This is a genomic window from Streptococcus sp. 121, from assembly GCF_016458205.1.
Lineage (GTDB): Bacteria > Bacillota > Bacilli > Lactobacillales > Streptococcaceae > Streptococcus.
Genome location: NZ_JAEMED010000005.1, coordinates 1 through 16,363, shown reverse-complemented (window position 1 = coordinate 16,363; position 16,363 = coordinate 1). Strand labels below are relative to the sequence as shown.

Annotated in this window: 15 protein-coding genes; 12 read left to right on the top strand and 3 right to left on the bottom strand. The window is 45.4% G+C overall.

The window, feature by feature from the left end; translation table 11 throughout:
• Positions 1 to 298 precede the first annotated feature (298 nt).
• The 3 genes from JEQ21_RS01540 to JEQ21_RS01530 form a co-directional block, all read right to left on the bottom strand.
• On the bottom strand, positions 299 to 667 hold the full coding sequence (locus JEQ21_RS01540; RefSeq protein WP_199363676.1) for a hypothetical protein: 369 nt from the start codon (positions 665 to 667) through the stop codon (positions 299 to 301).
• 110 nt (positions 668 to 777) lie between these two features.
• Entirely contained in the window at positions 778 to 1,098 is a 321-nt protein-coding gene (locus tag JEQ21_RS01535; protein WP_199363675.1) for a role in replication, read from the bottom strand.
• Between the two features lie 379 nt (positions 1,099 to 1,477).
• Positions 1,478 to 2,671 carry a cation diffusion facilitator family transporter gene (locus tag JEQ21_RS01530; RefSeq protein WP_199363674.1) on the bottom strand — a complete coding sequence of 398 codons (1,194 nt, stop codon included), beginning with the start codon at positions 2,669 to 2,671 and terminating at the stop codon, positions 1,478 to 1,480.
• Between the two features lie 236 nt (positions 2,672 to 2,907).
• Here JEQ21_RS01530 and pcrA point away from each other — a divergent pair, with 236 nt between their 5' ends.
• The 12 genes from pcrA to JEQ21_RS01470 all read left to right on the top strand — a co-directional run.
• The gene (pcrA, locus tag JEQ21_RS01525) at positions 2,908 to 5,169 is read left to right on the top strand and encodes a DNA helicase PcrA (RefSeq protein WP_199363673.1); all 2,262 of its coding nucleotides are present in this window, start codon (positions 2,908 to 2,910) and stop codon (positions 5,167 to 5,169) included.
• A 9-nt stretch (positions 5,170 to 5,178) separates the two neighbouring features.
• Entirely contained in the window at positions 5,179 to 6,057 is an 879-nt protein-coding gene (gene truB, locus JEQ21_RS01520; protein WP_199363672.1) for a tRNA pseudouridine(55) synthase TruB, read from the top strand.
• A gap of 12 nt (positions 6,058 to 6,069) precedes the next feature.
• Complete coding sequence (locus JEQ21_RS01515; RefSeq protein WP_199363671.1) at positions 6,070 to 6,993, top strand: bifunctional riboflavin kinase/FAD synthetase; 924 nt, start codon at positions 6,070 to 6,072, stop codon at positions 6,991 to 6,993.
• Positions 6,994 to 7,650 carry an antibiotic biosynthesis monooxygenase family protein gene (locus JEQ21_RS01510; protein ID WP_199363670.1) on the top strand — a complete coding sequence of 219 codons (657 nt, stop codon included), beginning with the start codon at positions 6,994 to 6,996 and terminating at the stop codon, positions 7,648 to 7,650.
• Between the two features lie 96 nt (positions 7,651 to 7,746).
• Positions 7,747 to 8,166 carry a Spx/MgsR family RNA polymerase-binding regulatory protein gene (locus JEQ21_RS01505; RefSeq protein ID WP_196091863.1) on the top strand — a complete coding sequence of 140 codons (420 nt, stop codon included), beginning with the start codon at positions 7,747 to 7,749 and terminating at the stop codon, positions 8,164 to 8,166.
• Positions 8,150 to 8,437: a UPF0223 family protein gene (locus JEQ21_RS01500; RefSeq protein ID WP_196091862.1), complete on the top strand. Its 288-nt coding sequence runs from the start codon at positions 8,150 to 8,152 to the stop codon at positions 8,435 to 8,437. Before JEQ21_RS01505 ends, JEQ21_RS01500 begins: the two co-directional genes overlap by 17 nt.
• The gene (locus tag JEQ21_RS01495; protein WP_233340687.1) at positions 8,403 to 9,275 is read left to right on the top strand and encodes an inositol monophosphatase family protein; all 873 of its coding nucleotides are present in this window, start codon (positions 8,403 to 8,405) and stop codon (positions 9,273 to 9,275) included. Before JEQ21_RS01500 ends, JEQ21_RS01495 begins: the two co-directional genes overlap by 35 nt.
• Positions 9,253 to 10,563, top strand: a complete 1,311-nt coding sequence (locus JEQ21_RS01490; RefSeq protein ID WP_199363669.1) for an RsmB/NOP family class I SAM-dependent RNA methyltransferase — start codon at positions 9,253 to 9,255, stop codon at positions 10,561 to 10,563. Before JEQ21_RS01495 ends, JEQ21_RS01490 begins: the two co-directional genes overlap by 23 nt.
• A 10-nt stretch (positions 10,564 to 10,573) precedes the next feature.
• Positions 10,574 to 13,120: a M1 family metallopeptidase gene (locus tag JEQ21_RS01485; protein WP_199363668.1), complete on the top strand. Its 2,547-nt coding sequence runs from the start codon at positions 10,574 to 10,576 to the stop codon at positions 13,118 to 13,120.
• A 284-nt stretch (positions 13,121 to 13,404) separates the two neighbouring features.
• Positions 13,405 to 14,082, top strand: a complete 678-nt coding sequence (locus tag JEQ21_RS01480; RefSeq protein WP_199363667.1) for a response regulator transcription factor — start codon at positions 13,405 to 13,407, stop codon at positions 14,080 to 14,082.
• On the top strand, positions 14,069 to 15,454 hold the full coding sequence (locus JEQ21_RS01475) for a sensor histidine kinase (protein WP_199363666.1): 1,386 nt from the start codon (positions 14,069 to 14,071) through the stop codon (positions 15,452 to 15,454). The genes JEQ21_RS01480 and JEQ21_RS01475 overlap by 14 nt, the downstream gene beginning before the upstream one ends.
• A 356-nt stretch (positions 15,455 to 15,810) precedes the next feature.
• Positions 15,811 to 16,363 (top strand): transposase (locus tag JEQ21_RS01470; protein ID WP_199363665.1); only part of this gene is annotated, 553 nt, incomplete at its 3' end.

Sequence of the window (16,363 nt, the reverse complement as noted above, 5' to 3'; positions counted from 1 at the left end):
TTATGGAATTTGTCTAAGGTTTTTTGAAAGTTTTCATCCGCATCAAATCCAACCTCAGGGAATATTTCCAAAGCACTAATTTTAGTGATGATATACTCTTTTAGTTTATCTTTTATTGCTGTGTTAGCTCGTCTTGCCGTACTTTAGTACTGCCTGCGACTCGCTGCCTTGTACTAAAAGCAAACTAAAAGACTATATTAGTAATCGTTTTTAATGTAGATTGTTCTGATGGAAGTTATGAATAATGCATTCTATTATCTCGACTAAAGTGTTGTGAGACTTATTGCTATATTGTATTTTATAATCCAACGCGCTCCCTTACTTCATCTACAGAATATGTGTTTACTCCATTTGAATAATTATCAATGGCTTGTTTGACTTCGCTTTGTACCTGTAAAAATAGAATTTCTTTTTCATCTAATAATGCCATTTTTCCGGTAATAGCAACTTGTTTTTCAAACATATCCATAGCACTAGAGATAGTCAAACCATTAGCCTTCGCGACTGCTTTAGCTTTTTCAAAATGTTTTGTATTCGTGGCAAAACCAACTCTTTTGTCTCGTGATACAGAAATCTCCATTTTGTTGTCTCCTTTTGTTGTGTTTCTATTATAATTATAAGCCATTGTAGCGAGATTTTTTTTAACGGTATCTATTTTTTCTACCATTTTCCCAATGTTTAGCCTCAGAATCTGAATTGCAAATTTTTATAGACCAGACTTCAATGTTGATCAAAAAATAAATCGCTTGGCTGATTAGATCCAAGCGATTTATGGAATCATTGCTTATCAATGATTTTGTATTCCTTTAAAAATCGTTTTTCTGATACCACTCGATGATTCGTTACATCTAAATAATCACCAGGATAGCCTAGCACGTACATTCCGTATCCAGCAAAACCTCCACCTACAGAACCTGTTGCTCCATTCTTCAGATTTGTTGAAGTTGACGGCTTCAAGCCAGATAGGAGGATACGTACGTGATTGTCCATCCAGACAATGTAGTTTTTCCTAAATGCCTCCTGAACCCAATCTGGTTGGGGTGTTTGTCTACCAATTTTCCAAACGTCAGCCATTTTTTCTTTATAAAGTGTTTTCATTTTGTGAATTGCTTTCTCCCAATTTTGTTTTTTACAAGAACAGATTCAAAGCATAAGAGTGGAAGGAAGATAAAAATTCTCATGCTGCCTACCTGTAGCGATTAGATCATTGTAGGGGTAAAAACTGTTTTGGAATGCTCTTTCTCATGATTTGAATCGCTCGTTTATCTTGTGAATCAGTTGCAACTTCATGATTCTAGTGTAGCACCTCGTATCAGTGTTAACTCATTACTTCCCAAACGGTCATTGAAACGTCCTAAATGGTCATTCAAAAATGAAAATAGCCTAGAATCAATACTTCTTAAGATGTGATTCTAAGCTATTCTTATTTGTTCACCCTTTTAAGTAGTGCGAAAAAGTTTTAGTGTTGTCCAAACTCCTATATCTCTTCCTCAATTTGCGTTTCCTGGTGGAAGATTTGTTGCCAGTCTTCGTGGCGACGCCAGATGGTGGTGTGTTGGTTGCCGTTGAGTTGGTAGGAGACGAGTTTTGTTTTTTGGCTGATGGATTTGACTTGGAATTTTTTGAAGGCCATTTCTTGGTGTTTGGCAGCAAGGTAGGCAGTGCGGTCTTGGACGTGGCCGTTTACAGGGATGTAGGTGAAGTCCTCGGCGACGTAGTCGTCGAGGTTTTGGCCGGCTTCGACCTGACTTTGGTAGAGGAAGAGTTTTTTGAGGAGGAAATCCATATCTTCATCTTCTGGGATGGGGGAGGGTTCGATATGGATATCGATGTCGAAGACGCCGTACTGGTCTTGGAGTAGGTGCTCGACTTGGTCGGCAATGGTATGGCTCTCATAGACGGAGAGGTCAGGGTTCATGGCTAGGATAATGTCTAGGTAAATGTGGCTGCCATAGCTGCGGCCGCGGATTTCTTTGACTTGGTCGATTTTGGGAATGGTGAGGATGCTCTGGGTGTATTGTTCGAGCAGGTCTTCGTCAAAGCCGTCTGAGAGGGAGAAGGTGGATTCTCGGAAGATATCGTAGGCGGTTTTGAGGATGATCATACTGATAAGGATGGCGATGATTTTATCAACCAGATAGAGTTGAAACTGGCTGGCTAGAATTGCCAGGCTGGTTCCTAAGGAAGTAAGGACGTCTGAGAGGTTGTCCAAGGCTGCCGCTTCCAGGGCCTTGGAGTGCACGCGCTTAGCTAGGTTCCGGTTGTAGAGGTAGACACCGGTCATGACAAGGGCGGAGAGGAAGCCGACCCACATTGCTTGGGGGTCAAAGCTTTCTTGTTTGCCCTGAATGAGATCCTGGATACTCTGGAAGAGTACCTGGAAACCAACCAGCAGCATAATCAGTGAGGTGATTAGGCTGGCTAGGTCTTCCATTTTCCAGTGCCCAAATTTATGGTCTCGATCCGCAGGTTTTTGGGCTAGACGGAGGCCGATGAGGACGGCGATATTGCCCAGAATGTCGGTCATGTTGTTAAACCCATCGGCTGTGATGGAAGCGGACCCGAAGAGATGGCCAGCGATGATTTTGAAGATAGACAGTAGGATATAGGTTGCGATGGCCAGCAGGGCACCGCGTTCCGCCATTTTTAAATTCTGGGTTGGACTGGACATTGGAACTTCCTTTTTTTCTTTTATCAAAAAGTTTAACAAAAGGGGCTTGGAAATTCAATGGCCGAGATTGAAGGATACACTTCGAAAATCAAATGTTACCGTTGTCAGTTTCGGCTTGCCGTACTTTAGTACTGTCTGCGGCTCACTTCCTAGGTTCCATTTTGATTTTCATTGAGTATTAAAGGCGTCAAATGTTATAATGGGGAAAGATATTTTCACAATTACAAGGAGACAACATGAATCCACTATTAGCGGGTATGAATGAACGCCAGGCGGAGGCGGTTCAAACAACGGAAGGGCCACTTCTCATCATGGCAGGGGCAGGTTCAGGGAAGACGCGGGTGTTGACCCATCGAATTGCTTATTTAATTGATGAAAAAATGGTCAATCCCTGGAATATTCTAGCCATCACCTTTACCAATAAGGCAGCACGGGAGATGAAGGAGCGGGCTTTCGCTTTGAATCCGGCAACCCAGGATACGCTGATTTCAACGTTCCACTCCATGTGTGTTCGCATCTTACGTCGAGATGCGGACCATATTGGATATAACCGTAATTTTACCATTGTGGATCCAGGGGAACAGCGGACCTTGATGAAGCGAATTCTCAAGGAATTAAACTTAGATCCGCAAAAGTGGAATGAGAGAGCTGTTTTGGGGACCATTTCCAATGCGAAGAATGACCTCTTGGATGACCGGGCTTATGAGGCACAAGCTAGTGATATGTATAGCCAGGTTGTTGCCAAATGTTATAAGGCTTATCAAAGTGAATTGCGTCAGTCAGAGGCCATGGACTTTGACGACCTCATCATGATGACTTTGCGTCTCTTTGATCAAAATCCGGATGTCCTGACCTATTACCAACAAAAATTCCAGTACATTCATGTGGATGAGTATCAGGATACCAACCAAGCTCAATACCAATTGGTCAAACTCTTGGCCTCTCGTTTCAAAAATATCTGCGTAGTCGGTGATGCAGACCAGTCCATCTATGGTTGGCGGGGAGCAGATATGCAGAATATCTTGGATTTTGAACGGGACTATAAAAATGCCAAGGTGGTTCTTTTGGAGGAAAACTACCGTTCAACCAAGAAGATTTTGCAGGCAGCCAATGAAGTCATTGTTCACAATAAAAATCGTCGTCCTAAAAAGTTGTGGACCCAGAACCCAGATGGTCGGTCTCTCGTTTATTACCGAGCAACCAATGAGCAGGAAGAAGCCTTCTTTGTAGCCAAAACGATCCGTCAGTTGGTCTTGGAAGAAGGAAAGAATTACAAGGACATGGCGGTGCTTTACCGGACCAATGCCCAATCCCGGACCATTGAGGAAGCTCTGATGAAGTCGGCGATTCCTTATACCATGGTAGGGGGAACCAAATTCTACAGCCGTAAGGAAATCAGGGATTTGGTGGCTTATTTGAATCTTTTGGCCAATCCCAAGGATAATATTAGCTTTGAGCGGATTATCAATGAACCCAAACGGGGGGTCGGGCCAGGAACTTTGACCAAGTTGCGGGATTTTGCTCAACTCCAAGGCTTGTCCCTTTTTGAGGCAAGTAGCGACTTGATGTTGTCTCCGATTAAAGGGAAGGCGGCTCAAGCCATTGAAGACTTTGCGGTCATGATGAACCGTTTGCGACAAGATTTGGACCGGTTGACAGTGACGGAATTGGTCAATGTGCTTTTGGATGATTCAGGTTATCGTCAGAGTCTGGAAGCCCAGCGGACAGTAGAAGCTCAAAGCCGTTTAGAAAATATTCAGGAGTTTCTATCGGTTACCCAGTCCTTTGATGATGGAGAAAAGGAAGACAACGAGACAGGATTGGATCGTTTAGGGCGCTTCTTGGTTGATTTAGCTCTGAGCTCGGAAGCGGATGAGGGGGAAGTAGAGTTGGCTGAGGTTACCTTGATGACGCTTCATGCGGCTAAGGGATTGGAGTTTCCTTTTGTCTTCCTAATTGGCATGGAGGAAAATGTCTTTCCACTGTCTCGGGCTAGTCAAGATCCAGATGAGCTGGAAGAAGAGCGGCGTTTGGCCTACGTAGGCATTACTCGGGCGGAAGAACGTCTCTTCTTGACCAACGCCAACTCCCGCCTGCTCTATGGGCGAACGGGTTACAATAAACCAAGTCGTTTCTTGAATGAAATTTCTAGTGACTTATTGGATTACCAAGGCTTGGCCAAACCAGCCAATGCGAGCTTCGCGGTCTCCTATACCAATCAAGCTGGACAAAAATTTGGCCAGGGAATGAGTTTAGAGGAAGCGCTACGGATGAGAAAGCAAGCGGTTCAACCCAAGTCTCTTGGTGGTCAAGTCAAGCCATCGAAAACATCTGCGACAGCCTGGGAAATTGGAGATCAAGTCTCCCATCGTAAATGGGGGCAGGGGACTGTTTTGGCTGTTTCCGGTTCAGGAGATGCGCAGGAGTTGAAAATTTCTTTCCCAGATATGGGGGTGAAAAAAGTATTGGCAGCCTTGGCTCCCATTGAAAAACTGTAGGAGAGAGTCATGGAAGGAATTATTGCAGTGAATAAGGCGGCTGGTATGACCAGCCACGATGTAGTGGGCCGGTTGCGTCGTATTTTGAAAACCAAAAAGATTGGTCATGGAGGGACTTTAGATCCCCAGGTGACGGGCGTTTTGCCGATTGCAGTTGGGAAGGCAACCCGGCTCATAGAATACATGCAAGATGGTGGAAAGGTCTATGAAGGTGAGATAACTCTGGGCTATGCGACAACAACTGAAGATGCTTGGGGTGACATCGTGGAGCGCTCAGAAGTTCCTAAGGATGTTGACTCGGAGCTCATTGATCAGTTGATGGCGGAGTTTCAAGGAGAAATGGAACAAGTTCCTCCTATGTATTCAGCTGTCAAGGTCAATGGTCGCAAACTTTATGAATATGCTAGAGCTGGGGAGGGAGTTGAACGCCCAATCCGCCAAGTGACTATTCAAGAGTTTTCCCGCCAGTCAGACCTCCGTTGGGAAGAGGGGGTGGTTCGCTTTGATTTTCGGGTAGTCTGTTCCAAGGGGACCTACGTTCGTACCCTAGCTGTAGATTTAGGGAATAAGTTAGGTTTGGCCAGTCACATGTCCCGCTTGGTGCGAACCCAGTCAGCTGGTCTGACACTAGCAGAGTCTTATAGTTTGGAAGAGCTGGAGAAACTTGTCGAAGAAGGTCAGCAGACCTTCCTGCTTCCCTTAGAATATGGTGCTTCAACCTTGCCAGTCTATGAACTGAGTGCAGAAGAAGCTCAGGAATTGCAGTTTGGTCGTTGGATCAAGGCAGCCAATCAAGAGGAGCGGGTAGCAGCCTTTTATCAAGGGAAGTTAGTTGCGGTACTGGAGAAAAAAGGGGATTCTTGGAAACCTCATAAGGTTTTTGTCTAAGAAGGAGAAATTATGAGAAAATATGTCATTCAAGACTGGCGTGATATTGACCAGACAGAACCGACGATTTTGGTTTTGGGTTACTTTGATGGAATTCACAAGGGGCACCAGCAGCTCTTTCAAAGGGCTCGTCAGCTCGCTGATCAAGAGGGGTTGAAGGTGGCCTTGCTAACCTTCCCAGAATCCCCCCAACTGGCTTTTAGCCGCTTTCGTCCAGAACTTCTGCTTCATCTGAGCAGCGAGGTTCAACGCGAGGAACTCTTGGAATCTGTTGGAGTCGACCTCCTTTATTTGCAGGACTTCACCAGTGAGTTTGGGAGTTTAACTGGTCAGGAGTTCCTGGACACTTACGTCTCAGCCCTCAAGGCTCAGAAGTTGGTGGTTGGTTTTGATTATCATTTTGGGTGTGATCGACAGGGTGCTCAACTCTTGGCCAATTCCTTCCCCGGGCAGGTCGAAGTAATTCCTTCTTATGATTTGGACGGAAAAAAAGTCAGCTCTACACGTATTCGAGCTGCCTTGGCTGAGGGAGAAGTTGAGGAAGTGGCTGATTTACTTGGACGTCCTTATCAGACCTGTGGTATTGTGGTTCATGGAGATGCAAGAGGACGGACCATCGGATATCCGACAGCGAATCTGGCCCCCCTTGACCGAGTGCATATGCCAGCGGATGGAGTTTATGTGGTGGATGTCCATGAAGCAGGGCAGGTCTATCGTGGGATGGCTTCCGTAGGTAAGAATGTGACCTTTGAGGGCGATGAATTGCGCTTTGAGGTCAATCTCTTTGGTTTCTCAGCGGATATTTATGGGCACAGGTTGACCATTGATTGGTTGGGCCGCCTCCGTGACATGGTCAAATTCAACAGTGTACAGGCTTTGATTGAGCAGCTAGAGGAAGATGAACGCCAAGCTAAAGCGTGGAAGGAGCGTAGTTAGATGAAACCAGTTATGAATTTGTTTCGAATCGCCATTCATTCTGAGGACAAGGATACTTTTTTAGGAGTCTTGTCTCATTTAGCCAAGTTAACCAAGGAAGTGGAACCGGGATTTCTAAGTCTTTTTGCTTTCCGGAGTCCCGATCAGGAGGATGTCTACTTGATATTGGAGGTCTTTGCTTCCAATCAGGCCTACCTGTCTTACCTCAATTCAGCAACTTATAAGGCCTATCAGGAAGTAACCCAACCCTTGATTCGGGAGCAGGCTTACATTCGGCTGGAAGGGCTAGTCCTCTTGGAAAAACTGAGTGATAGGTTACCAGAAACCAGCTCTGGTCTACGCCTCTCTCTTTTCCAGGAGGAGCGGCCGAATCCTGAGGCTTTAGATCGTATTCAACGCTTGGCCCAGGACTATGTCCTAAAGCAAATGGGGCTTCACGCCTTTTATTTAGCCTATGATCAACAATCGCCTAAGGATTGGTACCAAGTGGAGATTTTTAGTGACCGTCAGGAAGAAAACCTGTTGGGGGATGAGGCAGGTTTTGATCATACCCAGGTAACCCTCCGATGGGACCCCAAAGACTTGATAGATTTTCCGCTGGGAGTGGACGTGGTATCGACCCGTGGGGCAGAGCTGGTAGACCTCCTGGTACTTTGATGATCAATCTGATAGGCTTTTCAAAAAAAGACTAGGAATCCCCTTCCATTTTTGATAAAATGGATATAGTATGTAGGTTGGAAGGCGAATCTTACAATGATTACTTTATTCTTATCCCCCAGCTGTACCAGCTGTCGGAAGGCACGGGCTTGGTTGGAAAAGCACGAGGTGCCCTTTCAAGAGCACAATATTATGACCAGTCCTTTGACAGTAGAGGAATTGCGTCAAGTTTTGGCTTTGACGGAAAATGGGACCGATGATATTATCTCGACCCGTTCCAAAATTTTTCAAAAATTAAATTTAGATTTGGATGAATTGCCAATCTCCAAGCTCCTGCAGCTGATTGAGCAGAATCCCAGTCTATTGCGGCGACCAATTATCCTTGATTCGAAACGTCTACAGATCGGTTTTAACGAGGATGAAATTCGGGCTTTTTTGCCTCGGGACTATCGCAAGCAAGAACTAAAAGATGCAACATTGAGAGCGGAGATTGATCGACATGAGGAATCAGTATAGTTATCCGTTTGATGAAAGTTGGAGTACTGAAGAATTGGCTTCGGTGCTCTCTTTTTTCAATCGGGTGGAAGAAGCCTATGAGGGGGGCGTAGAAGCCCGCGATTTTTTAGCTGCCTATCAGAAGTTTAAGCAGGTCGTTCCTGGCAAGGCAGCTGAAAAGACACTAGGACGAGAATTTGAAGCAGTCAGTGGCTATTCTCTCTATCGGGCCCAGCAAGCGGCTAAGGAGCGTGGATATGGAAAAATTAAACTGGAGATCCGCAGCAAGTAACATCGAAGGCCATTCATCAGCCTCGCAGTCTCTAAAAGAACAGGTGCAAGCTCGCTTTGAGCTAGCTCAGGATTTGGTTCGGGAGGCGGGAGAGTTTGTAAAGAAGGAGCTAGCTCAGCCTCTAGAAGTCGCCTGTAAGAGCGATCGAACCGATTTGGTGACCAATCTAGATTTGGCGGTCCAAGATATCCTAATCAAGGGAATTTCACAGGTTTTTCCTGAAGATACGTTTTTAGCAGAGGAGTTGGCGGAGCAAGCGGACGTCTTTAGCGGAGCGGTCTGGGTTTTGGACCCGATAGATGGGACCAATAACCTTGTGGCCCAGCAGGAAAATTTTGCGATTATGCTGGCATTTTTTAACCACGGTCAGCCCGGTTTTGCGTTTATTTACGATGTGATGGGCCAGATTCTCTTATCTGGAGGTGGTGTCCTGCCCGTTACCTGTAATGGTCAGCCCTTTGAAGGGCAGGCGGCTTGTGTTCGTGTCAACCAGTCCTTGGTGGCAGGGAATTCAGCCATGTTACGGGATAATGCCTTTGGTTTGGCGGATATTGCTAGGGATAGTCTTGGGGTGCGGGTCTACGGCAGTGCTGGGATTAGCTTTCTCAAGGTTTTGCAGGGCAAGCTCCTGACCTATGCCTCCTACCTGCAGCCGTGGGATTACGCGGCTGCCTATGTTTTGGCCCCGGCTTTAGGCTACCGTTTTTTGGAGGCCCAGGGGCAGGCCCTTCGTTTTGAGGGGAAACAGCCTGTTTTTCTAGTCCCCCAACATCTCGAGGATTATTTTTTGGAAAAAATAAGAGGAGGTGGCCGTGATGCCTTTTCCGGCAGGATTTAAAGAGAAGTATCAGGAAATCTTGGGCCCGGAAAGTTCAGCCTTTCTAGCGACCTTTGAAGAAGAAGCTGTCTCGGGTTTTCGTGTCAATCCCTTAAAGGAAGCTTTGCAGCTTCCGGAAGGGGCAGAAGCGATTCCCAATATGCCCTGGTCCTATTATGGAAAAGTATCGGGCAAATCCCTACAACACGTCACGGGACAGGTTTATTCCCAGGAGCCTGCGGCTCAGATGGTTGTCGATGCAGCGGGGATTGAACCAGGTATGAAGGTCTTGGACTTGGCTGCAGCCCCGGGAGGCAAATCGACCCACATTTTGTCTTATCTCAACCATCAGGGGGTCTTAGTCTCTAATGAAATTTCTCCCAAAAGAGCGAAAATTCTAGTAGAAAATATGGAGCGCTTTGGGGCCAAAAATGCGGTGGTGACCAATACAGATGCACCGGCTCTCAGCAAGGTTTTTAAAGGCTTCTTTGATGTGATTGTCTTGGATGCTCCTTGTTCAGGGGAAGGGATGTTTCGGAAGCAGCCAGAGGCGATGGACTACTGGACTCCGGATTATCCGAGCCAGTGTGCCAGCCTTCAGCGGGAGATTTTAGAGGCTGCTGTCACCATGTTGGCTCCGGGTGGGCGTCTTGTCTATTCGACCTGTACCTGGGCTCCGGAGGAAAATGAGGGCATTGTGGCTTGGTTGTTGTCAGAATATGATTTTGAGTTGGAGCCAGTCCCGCTTAAAAATGGGATGGTTACAGGCTTGAATCAAACGGAGACTGCTCGAATGTATCCTCATCACTTCAAAGGGGAGGGCCAATTTCTAGCCCGTTTGCAGTATCGAGGTGAAAACAAGGCTAAGAAAAACAAGCCTCCTCGCAGTAACCTGAGTGCAGACCAAAAAAAATTATGGCAAACATTTGAAAAGGAGCACTTGAAGGAAGACTTGAAAGGAGTCCTGCAGACATTTGGGGATGAGCTTTATCTTTTACCAGAGATCTTGCCAGCTCTGGAAAAAATTCGGATTGCGCGCAACGGGCTCCATCTGGGGACCTTTAAGAAAAAACGCTTTGAACCTAGTTTTGCCTTAGGCATGGCTCTGAAACCGAGCCAGTCTCAGAAAATTTATGAATTACCAGAAGAAGAATTTCCAGCCTATGTAGCTGGCCAAAGCCTACCAGCCCACGGCAATCCGGAAAATGGCTGGTACCAATTGGTGTGTGGCCACAATGGGTTGGGCTTTGTTAAAATTAGCCAAGGGATGGTCAAAAACCACTATCCCAAGGGATTACGTTTTCAATAAAGGGGAAGTTATGACAGAATTACGACGTTTGTATCCAGCGTTTCAACCAGAACACTATGCTTTGGATTTAAGAATTGAGCGTAAAGCTCGTACTTTTAGCGGTCAGGTGACCATTCAGGGACACTTGTCAGGGAGTGACTTGTACTTGCACCAAAAGGACTTGGACATTCTTTCCATCGTGGTTGCGGGGCAGGAGCGTGACTTTGTCGTCGATCAGGAAAATGATTTGGTGACGGCTTCTGGTCTTGAGGCTGGGGATGTTGAAGTTGTGGTCACCTATCAAGGGATCATTAACGACCGCATGACAGGTATTTACCCATCTTACTATCGTTTGGATGGACAAGATAAGGAAATCATTTCAACCCAGTTTGAGAGTCATTTTGCACGGGAAGCTTTTCCTTGTGTGGATGAGCCAGAAGCCAAGGCAACCTTTGATTTGACCTTGCGTTTTGACCAAGCAGAGGGAGAAATTGCACTTTCCAATATGCCGGAAGAGGAGCCGGGACGAGGCGTTGAGACAGGTGTTTGGACCTTTGAACGAACACCTCGGATGTCCACTTACCTCTTGGCTTTCGGTATTGGTGACCTTCAGGGAATCACGGATCGTACGGAACGGGGAACCTTGGTTGGTGTCTATGCCAGCAAGGCTCATCCAGAGAGAAATCTTGCATTTGCCTTAGATATTGCCAAGCGTGTGATTGCGTTTTACGAGGATTACTTTGATGTTCCTTACCCAATCCCTCAATCTCTCCACTTGGCCTTGCCTGATTTTTCTTCAGGGGCTATGGAAAACTGGGGCTTGGTAACCTATCGTGAGGTTTATCTTTTGGTGGATGCCAACTCAAGTTTCCACAGCCGGCAACAAGTGGCCTTGGTGATTGCCCATGAGGTAGCTCATCAATGGTTTGGAAATTTGGTGACGATGGAATGGTGGGATGACCTCTGGTTGAACGAAAGCTTTGCGAATATGATGGAGTATGTCAGCGTGGATCGTCTGGAACCGGGTTGGAACATTTTGGAAGACTTCCAGACTAGCGGTATTCCGCTTTCCCTTCGTCGAGATGCGACCGATGGCGTGCAGTCTGTTCATGTGCAGGTTAACCATCCAGATGAGGTCAACACCCTTTTTGATCCTGCTATTGTCTATGCCAAAGGTAGCCGTCTTATGCACATGTTGCATCGTTGGTTGGGAGATCAAGCCTTCTCCAAGGGCTTGGGAGCCTACTTCCGTAAACACCAATATGGCAATACGGTTGGGGCTGACCTTTGGGCAGCCTTGGAAGGCGCTTCTGGAAAAGAAGTGGGAGCCTTTATGGAATCTTGGTTAGAGCAACCGGGATATCCTGTTGTGACCGTTTCTCTAGAGGGGGATGATCTGGTTTTGACCCAGGAGCAATTCTTCTTGGGACAAGGAGAAGGTAAGAATCGCCTTTGGCATATTCCACTGAACAGCAACTGGCAGGGCATGCCGGATATGATGACCGAGAAGACCTTAGTGATTCCAGGTTACGCGGCCTTGGCAGCGACTAATGAGGCTGCGGGTGCCCTTCGCCTGAATGATGGCAATACAGCGCATTATATCTGTGATTACCAAGGTCAGGTGGGAGCAGCCCTATTTGAGAATTTGGCTGATTTGGATGCGATCAGTCGTTTGCAGCTGATCCAGGAGCAGCAATTATTGGCAGAAGCGGGTCGAATTTCTTATGCTTCCTTGATTGCTTTAATGGAGAAATGGCCAGAGGAGAAGGCCTTTATCGTTCTCTCCGCCTGGGCTAATGTCGTCCGTGCTTTGGCTCGCTTCCTCGAAGAAGAGGAGTCCGCACAGGCTGCCTTGAACCAGAAAGTAGCCCAGCTCTTTGGACCGGCTATCGAGTCCTTGGGCTTGGAGCCAAAAGCTGGTGAGGCAGAGCAGGATGAATTGGTTCGCCAAGTGGCCTTGGCCCAATTGGTGGAAGCTGGTGATGCCCCAGTCGTGGCTGGAGTTGCAGCCCTTTATGAACAGTATAAGGACAACTTGGAGGCGACACCTGCTTCCATCCGTGCCCAAGTGTTGGTCAACCAAATGAAGTCGGCTGAGTCAAAAGAGTTGATAGAACGCTACCTTGATTTGTACCAAAATGCAACCGATGGAACCTTCCAGCGGCAATTGGCAAGTGCTCTCTCCTATGCTCAAAAGGAAGAACATGTGCAAGAGCTGCTATCAAAATGGCAGGATAAATCGGTGGTGAAACCACAAGATTTGGCCCTTTCTTGGTACCGGGCTTTCTTGCTTCAAACCAAGGCTAGTCCTCTGGCTTGGGAGTGGGCTTGTCAACATTGGGACTGGATTGTGGATGCCTTGGGAGGAGATATGTCCTTCGATAAATACATCATCTATCCGGCCAATAGTTTCCATCGTCGGGATCAATTGCAGGCTTATAAGGATTTCTTCCAACCGAAAGTGAAGGATATGGCCATGCAGCGGAATATTCTTATGGGGATCAATGAAATTGAGGCGCGTGTCGCCTTAATGGAACGGGACCAAGCACAAGTATTGGCAGCTCTTAAAGGATATTAGGATTTTTTAAGTTTCCGCAGTTAAAATAGGGATGGAATACGTAACTAAATTAAAAATAGAACACTCGAAAAAATTCAAAGAGATGATTCGGAAAGCCGATGACGGTTGTTCAACAGGTCTGGGAGACCTGTTGAATACTATCGATAAAGCGTGCAAAGCAGGCAATCAATACGTTCACCGTCAGGATTGACAAGGTCAGAATTTGAATTTTGATGAGTAGAAGAACAACAGGAAAAGGCTTGGAACCTATACAGGCTCCAAGCCTTTTTGAAAGAGGGGAAGTTATGATTAAGATTTTGTTGGTCGAAGATGACTTGAGCTTATCCAATTCGGTCTTTGATTTTTTGGATGACTTTGCGAATGTCATGCAGGTTTTTGATGGGGAAGAAGGTCTCTATGAGGCGGAATCTGGAATCTATGACCTCATCCTTTTGGATTTGATGTTGCCAGAAAAAGATGGTTTCCAAGTTCTCCAAGAATTACGAGAGAAGGGTGTCACAACTCCTGTTCTGATCATGACAGCCAAGGAAAGCTTGGAGGACAAGGGGCATGGATTTGAGTTGGGAGCAGACGATTACCTAACCAAACCCTTCTACCTTGAAGAGCTGAAAATGCGCATTCAAGCCTTGCTTAAGCGTTCAGGAAAGTTCAATGTCAATCAGCTGACTTATGGAGACATTGAAGTGGATCTCAATACCAATAGCACCAAAATGGCAGGGAAGGATGTCGAACTGTTGGGGAAAGAATTTGATCTCCTAGTCTACTTTCTACAAAATCAAAATGTGATTCTGCCCAAATCCCAAATTTTTGACCGAATCTGGGGTTTTGATTCAGATACCACGATCTCTGTTGTTGAGGTTTATGTGTCTAAAATTCGGAAGAAGCTTAAAGGTAGCGATTTTGCAGAACACTTGCAGACGCTTAGAAGTGTAGGATATATTTTGAAGCATGAAGAAGGTTAGAGAAAAAGTTAAATCTGCTAATTTTCCCTATTTTATTCGCTATGTTACCGTTTTTACATTGATTTTTGGCGCTATGACCTTGCTGATTCTTCAGATCATGCGATCCGGTATTTATGGTTCCGTTGATGCGACCTTGAGAAATTATAGTCAGAATTCTGAAGCGACGGTTTTAGCTGCCCTACGCTCTTTAAATGATTACACAGAGAATGTTGCAGGCATTGAGAAGGATCTTAAAAACATTGAGGCCCCACTTTCAGCGAATTCAGAAGTGCTTTTGTTTAATGAAAATGGGGAAGTCCTATCGACGAATAGTCATTTGGTTGATACTAGCAATCTCACCTTGGATGCTAAGAAAAAATTTCATCAGATTCGTCAGGTTGAAATGAAAACAACCTTTGGAAAAAAAGAAAAATTCCGTGAAATCTGCTTTCCCCTAGAGCTGGCACAACCCATTGAGGGGATTGCCTACGCAGCGGTTTTAATCAATACCAGCCAAATTGAATCGACAAACCAAAGCAATGAGAAAACGGTTATGATGGTTCTGTTTATTTTCTGGTTGATTTCCATTCTCGCTAGTTACTACCTGGCTAAATTAACGATGGCCCCGCTGTTAGATAGTATGCAGAGACAGAAAACCTTTATTGAGAATGCCAGTCATGAGCTCCGTACGCCACTAGCTGTTCTCCAAAATCGCTTGGAAGGACTCTTCCGCAAACCCCAAGCAACAATCTTGGATGAAAGCGAATCTGTTGCGGCTAGCTTGGAAGAAGTTCGGAATATGCGTAAACTGACGACCAACCTCCTGAGTATGGCTCGTCGGGACGATGGGATTGATCCTGTTTTTGAGACAATTGATACCAAATTTTTTGAAGATATTCTGGAAAATTTTGACCTCGTTTCCGAGGAAAATGGAAAGGATTTCCAGTCTATCAATGAGTTTCAAGGCCAGATTCAATCGGACAAGGTTTTGTTAAAGCAGGTTCTGACCATCCTCTTTGACAACGCCATGAAGTATACGGAAGAGGAAGGTCGGGTTGGAATCCGTCTCTTCCCTCAAGACCGTAATGGGGATCTGAGAATTCAAGTCTGGGACGATGGAATTGGAATTCCTGACACCGAAAAAGCTCGCATCTTTGACCGCTTTTATCGGGTTGACAAAGCCCGGACTCGCCAAAGTTCAGGTTTTGGCCTAGGCCTCTCCTTGGCCAAACAAATCACTGATGCCTTGAATGCAGATATCCAAGTCAGGGATAACAACCCTAAAGGAAGTATCTTTGAACTCACCCTCAGCAAAGAGGGCAAAAAACGCTACGGTGGACGCAGGAAGGCGAAGAAAGAAAGTAAAAATAAAGAGAATAACAAAACAGGTTAGGGTGGTTTCCTAACCTGTTTTGTACTATGCTGTTGAAATTTACCATCTCAGAGGAACGTCGTTATATTTGGAAAATGGGATGGGGAAAATGACAGATTCATTTTTGTATAGTCTTTTGGTTTGCTTTTAGTACAAGGCAGCGAGTCGCAGGCAGTACTAAAGTACGGCAAGACGAGCTAACACAGTAATCCCAAATTATTCATACCTAACTTAAAAACCTTCCAGAAACCGTATTGATTACAGGGTTTCTGGAAGGTTCTGCTTTTCACCCATTGGGTGAAACGTTCGACTAGACAAAAAAGGATTTCCCCTTTATGATATAAGTGCAAAAAAAAATAAAAAGAAAGGAAATCCACATGTTCAGTCTAACAAATAATAATGCTAAAAACAAGAATTTTTCTTTTGAGGGAGGAAATCTTACGAATTATGGCGGACTGATTCTCTTTAAAGAATTGTTTGAGGTCTTGAAGCTGGCTGAGTTAATTTCCAAATATTTAGTCACTAATGATCAACGCCATTCCCCTCTTTACTCAGACACAATGATTGTTATCCAACTCATTTTTCAAATTCTAGCGGGTCATGATACAGACTATGCCTGTCAAGAATTGAAAGATGATGCTTATTTCTATCAGCTGCTAGAGTCGAAACAAGTTGCCTCTCAATCAACCCTGTCGCGTTTCTTTTCACGTGCAACAGAAGAAACTGTTGAGGCTTTAAGACAGCTTAATTTTGAACTAATCCAACTCTTTTTACAATTTCATCAGTTGGATAATCTTATCATTGATGTCGATTCAACTCATTTTACAACTTATGGGAAGCAAGAAGGTTCGGATTACAATGCCCATTACCGTGCTACAGGCTACCATCCTCTCTATGCTTTTGAAAGTCAAACGGGCTATTGTTTCAATG

What these genes read in the sequence shown, in the direction of transcription:
- JEQ21_RS01530 (WP_199363674.1), bottom strand. Translation starts at nt 2,671, where the DNA reads ATGTCCAGTCCAACCCAGAATTTAAAAATGGCGGAACGCGGTGCCCTG.
- JEQ21_RS01495 (WP_233340687.1), top strand. Translation starts at nt 8,403, where the DNA reads ATGGAAAAATTAAACTGGAGATCCGCAGCAAGTAACATCGAAGGCCAT.
- JEQ21_RS01475 (WP_199363666.1), top strand. Translation starts at nt 14,069, where the DNA reads ATGAAGAAGGTTAGAGAAAAAGTTAAATCTGCTAATTTTCCCTATTTT.
- JEQ21_RS01510 (WP_199363670.1), top strand. Translation starts at nt 6,994, where the DNA reads ATGAAACCAGTTATGAATTTGTTTCGAATCGCCATTCATTCTGAGGAC.
- JEQ21_RS01535 (WP_199363675.1), bottom strand. Translation starts at nt 1,098, where the DNA reads ATGAAAACACTTTATAAAGAAAAAATGGCTGACGTTTGGAAAATTGGT.
- JEQ21_RS01540 (WP_199363676.1), bottom strand. Translation starts at nt 667, where the DNA reads ATGGTAGAAAAAATAGATACCGTTAAAAAAAATCTCGCTACAATGGCT.
- JEQ21_RS01485 (WP_199363668.1), top strand. Translation starts at nt 10,574, where the DNA reads ATGACAGAATTACGACGTTTGTATCCAGCGTTTCAACCAGAACACTAT.
- JEQ21_RS01505 (WP_196091863.1), top strand. Translation starts at nt 7,747, where the DNA reads ATGATTACTTTATTCTTATCCCCCAGCTGTACCAGCTGTCGGAAGGCA.
- JEQ21_RS01500 (WP_196091862.1), top strand. Translation starts at nt 8,150, where the DNA reads ATGAGGAATCAGTATAGTTATCCGTTTGATGAAAGTTGGAGTACTGAA.
- JEQ21_RS01480 (WP_199363667.1), top strand. Translation starts at nt 13,405, where the DNA reads ATGATTAAGATTTTGTTGGTCGAAGATGACTTGAGCTTATCCAATTCG.
- truB (WP_199363672.1), top strand. Translation starts at nt 5,179, where the DNA reads ATGGAAGGAATTATTGCAGTGAATAAGGCGGCTGGTATGACCAGCCAC.
- JEQ21_RS01490 (WP_199363669.1), top strand. Translation starts at nt 9,253, where the DNA reads ATGCCTTTTCCGGCAGGATTTAAAGAGAAGTATCAGGAAATCTTGGGC.
- pcrA (WP_199363673.1), top strand. Translation starts at nt 2,908, where the DNA reads ATGAATCCACTATTAGCGGGTATGAATGAACGCCAGGCGGAGGCGGTT.
- JEQ21_RS01515 (WP_199363671.1), top strand. Translation starts at nt 6,070, where the DNA reads ATGAGAAAATATGTCATTCAAGACTGGCGTGATATTGACCAGACAGAA.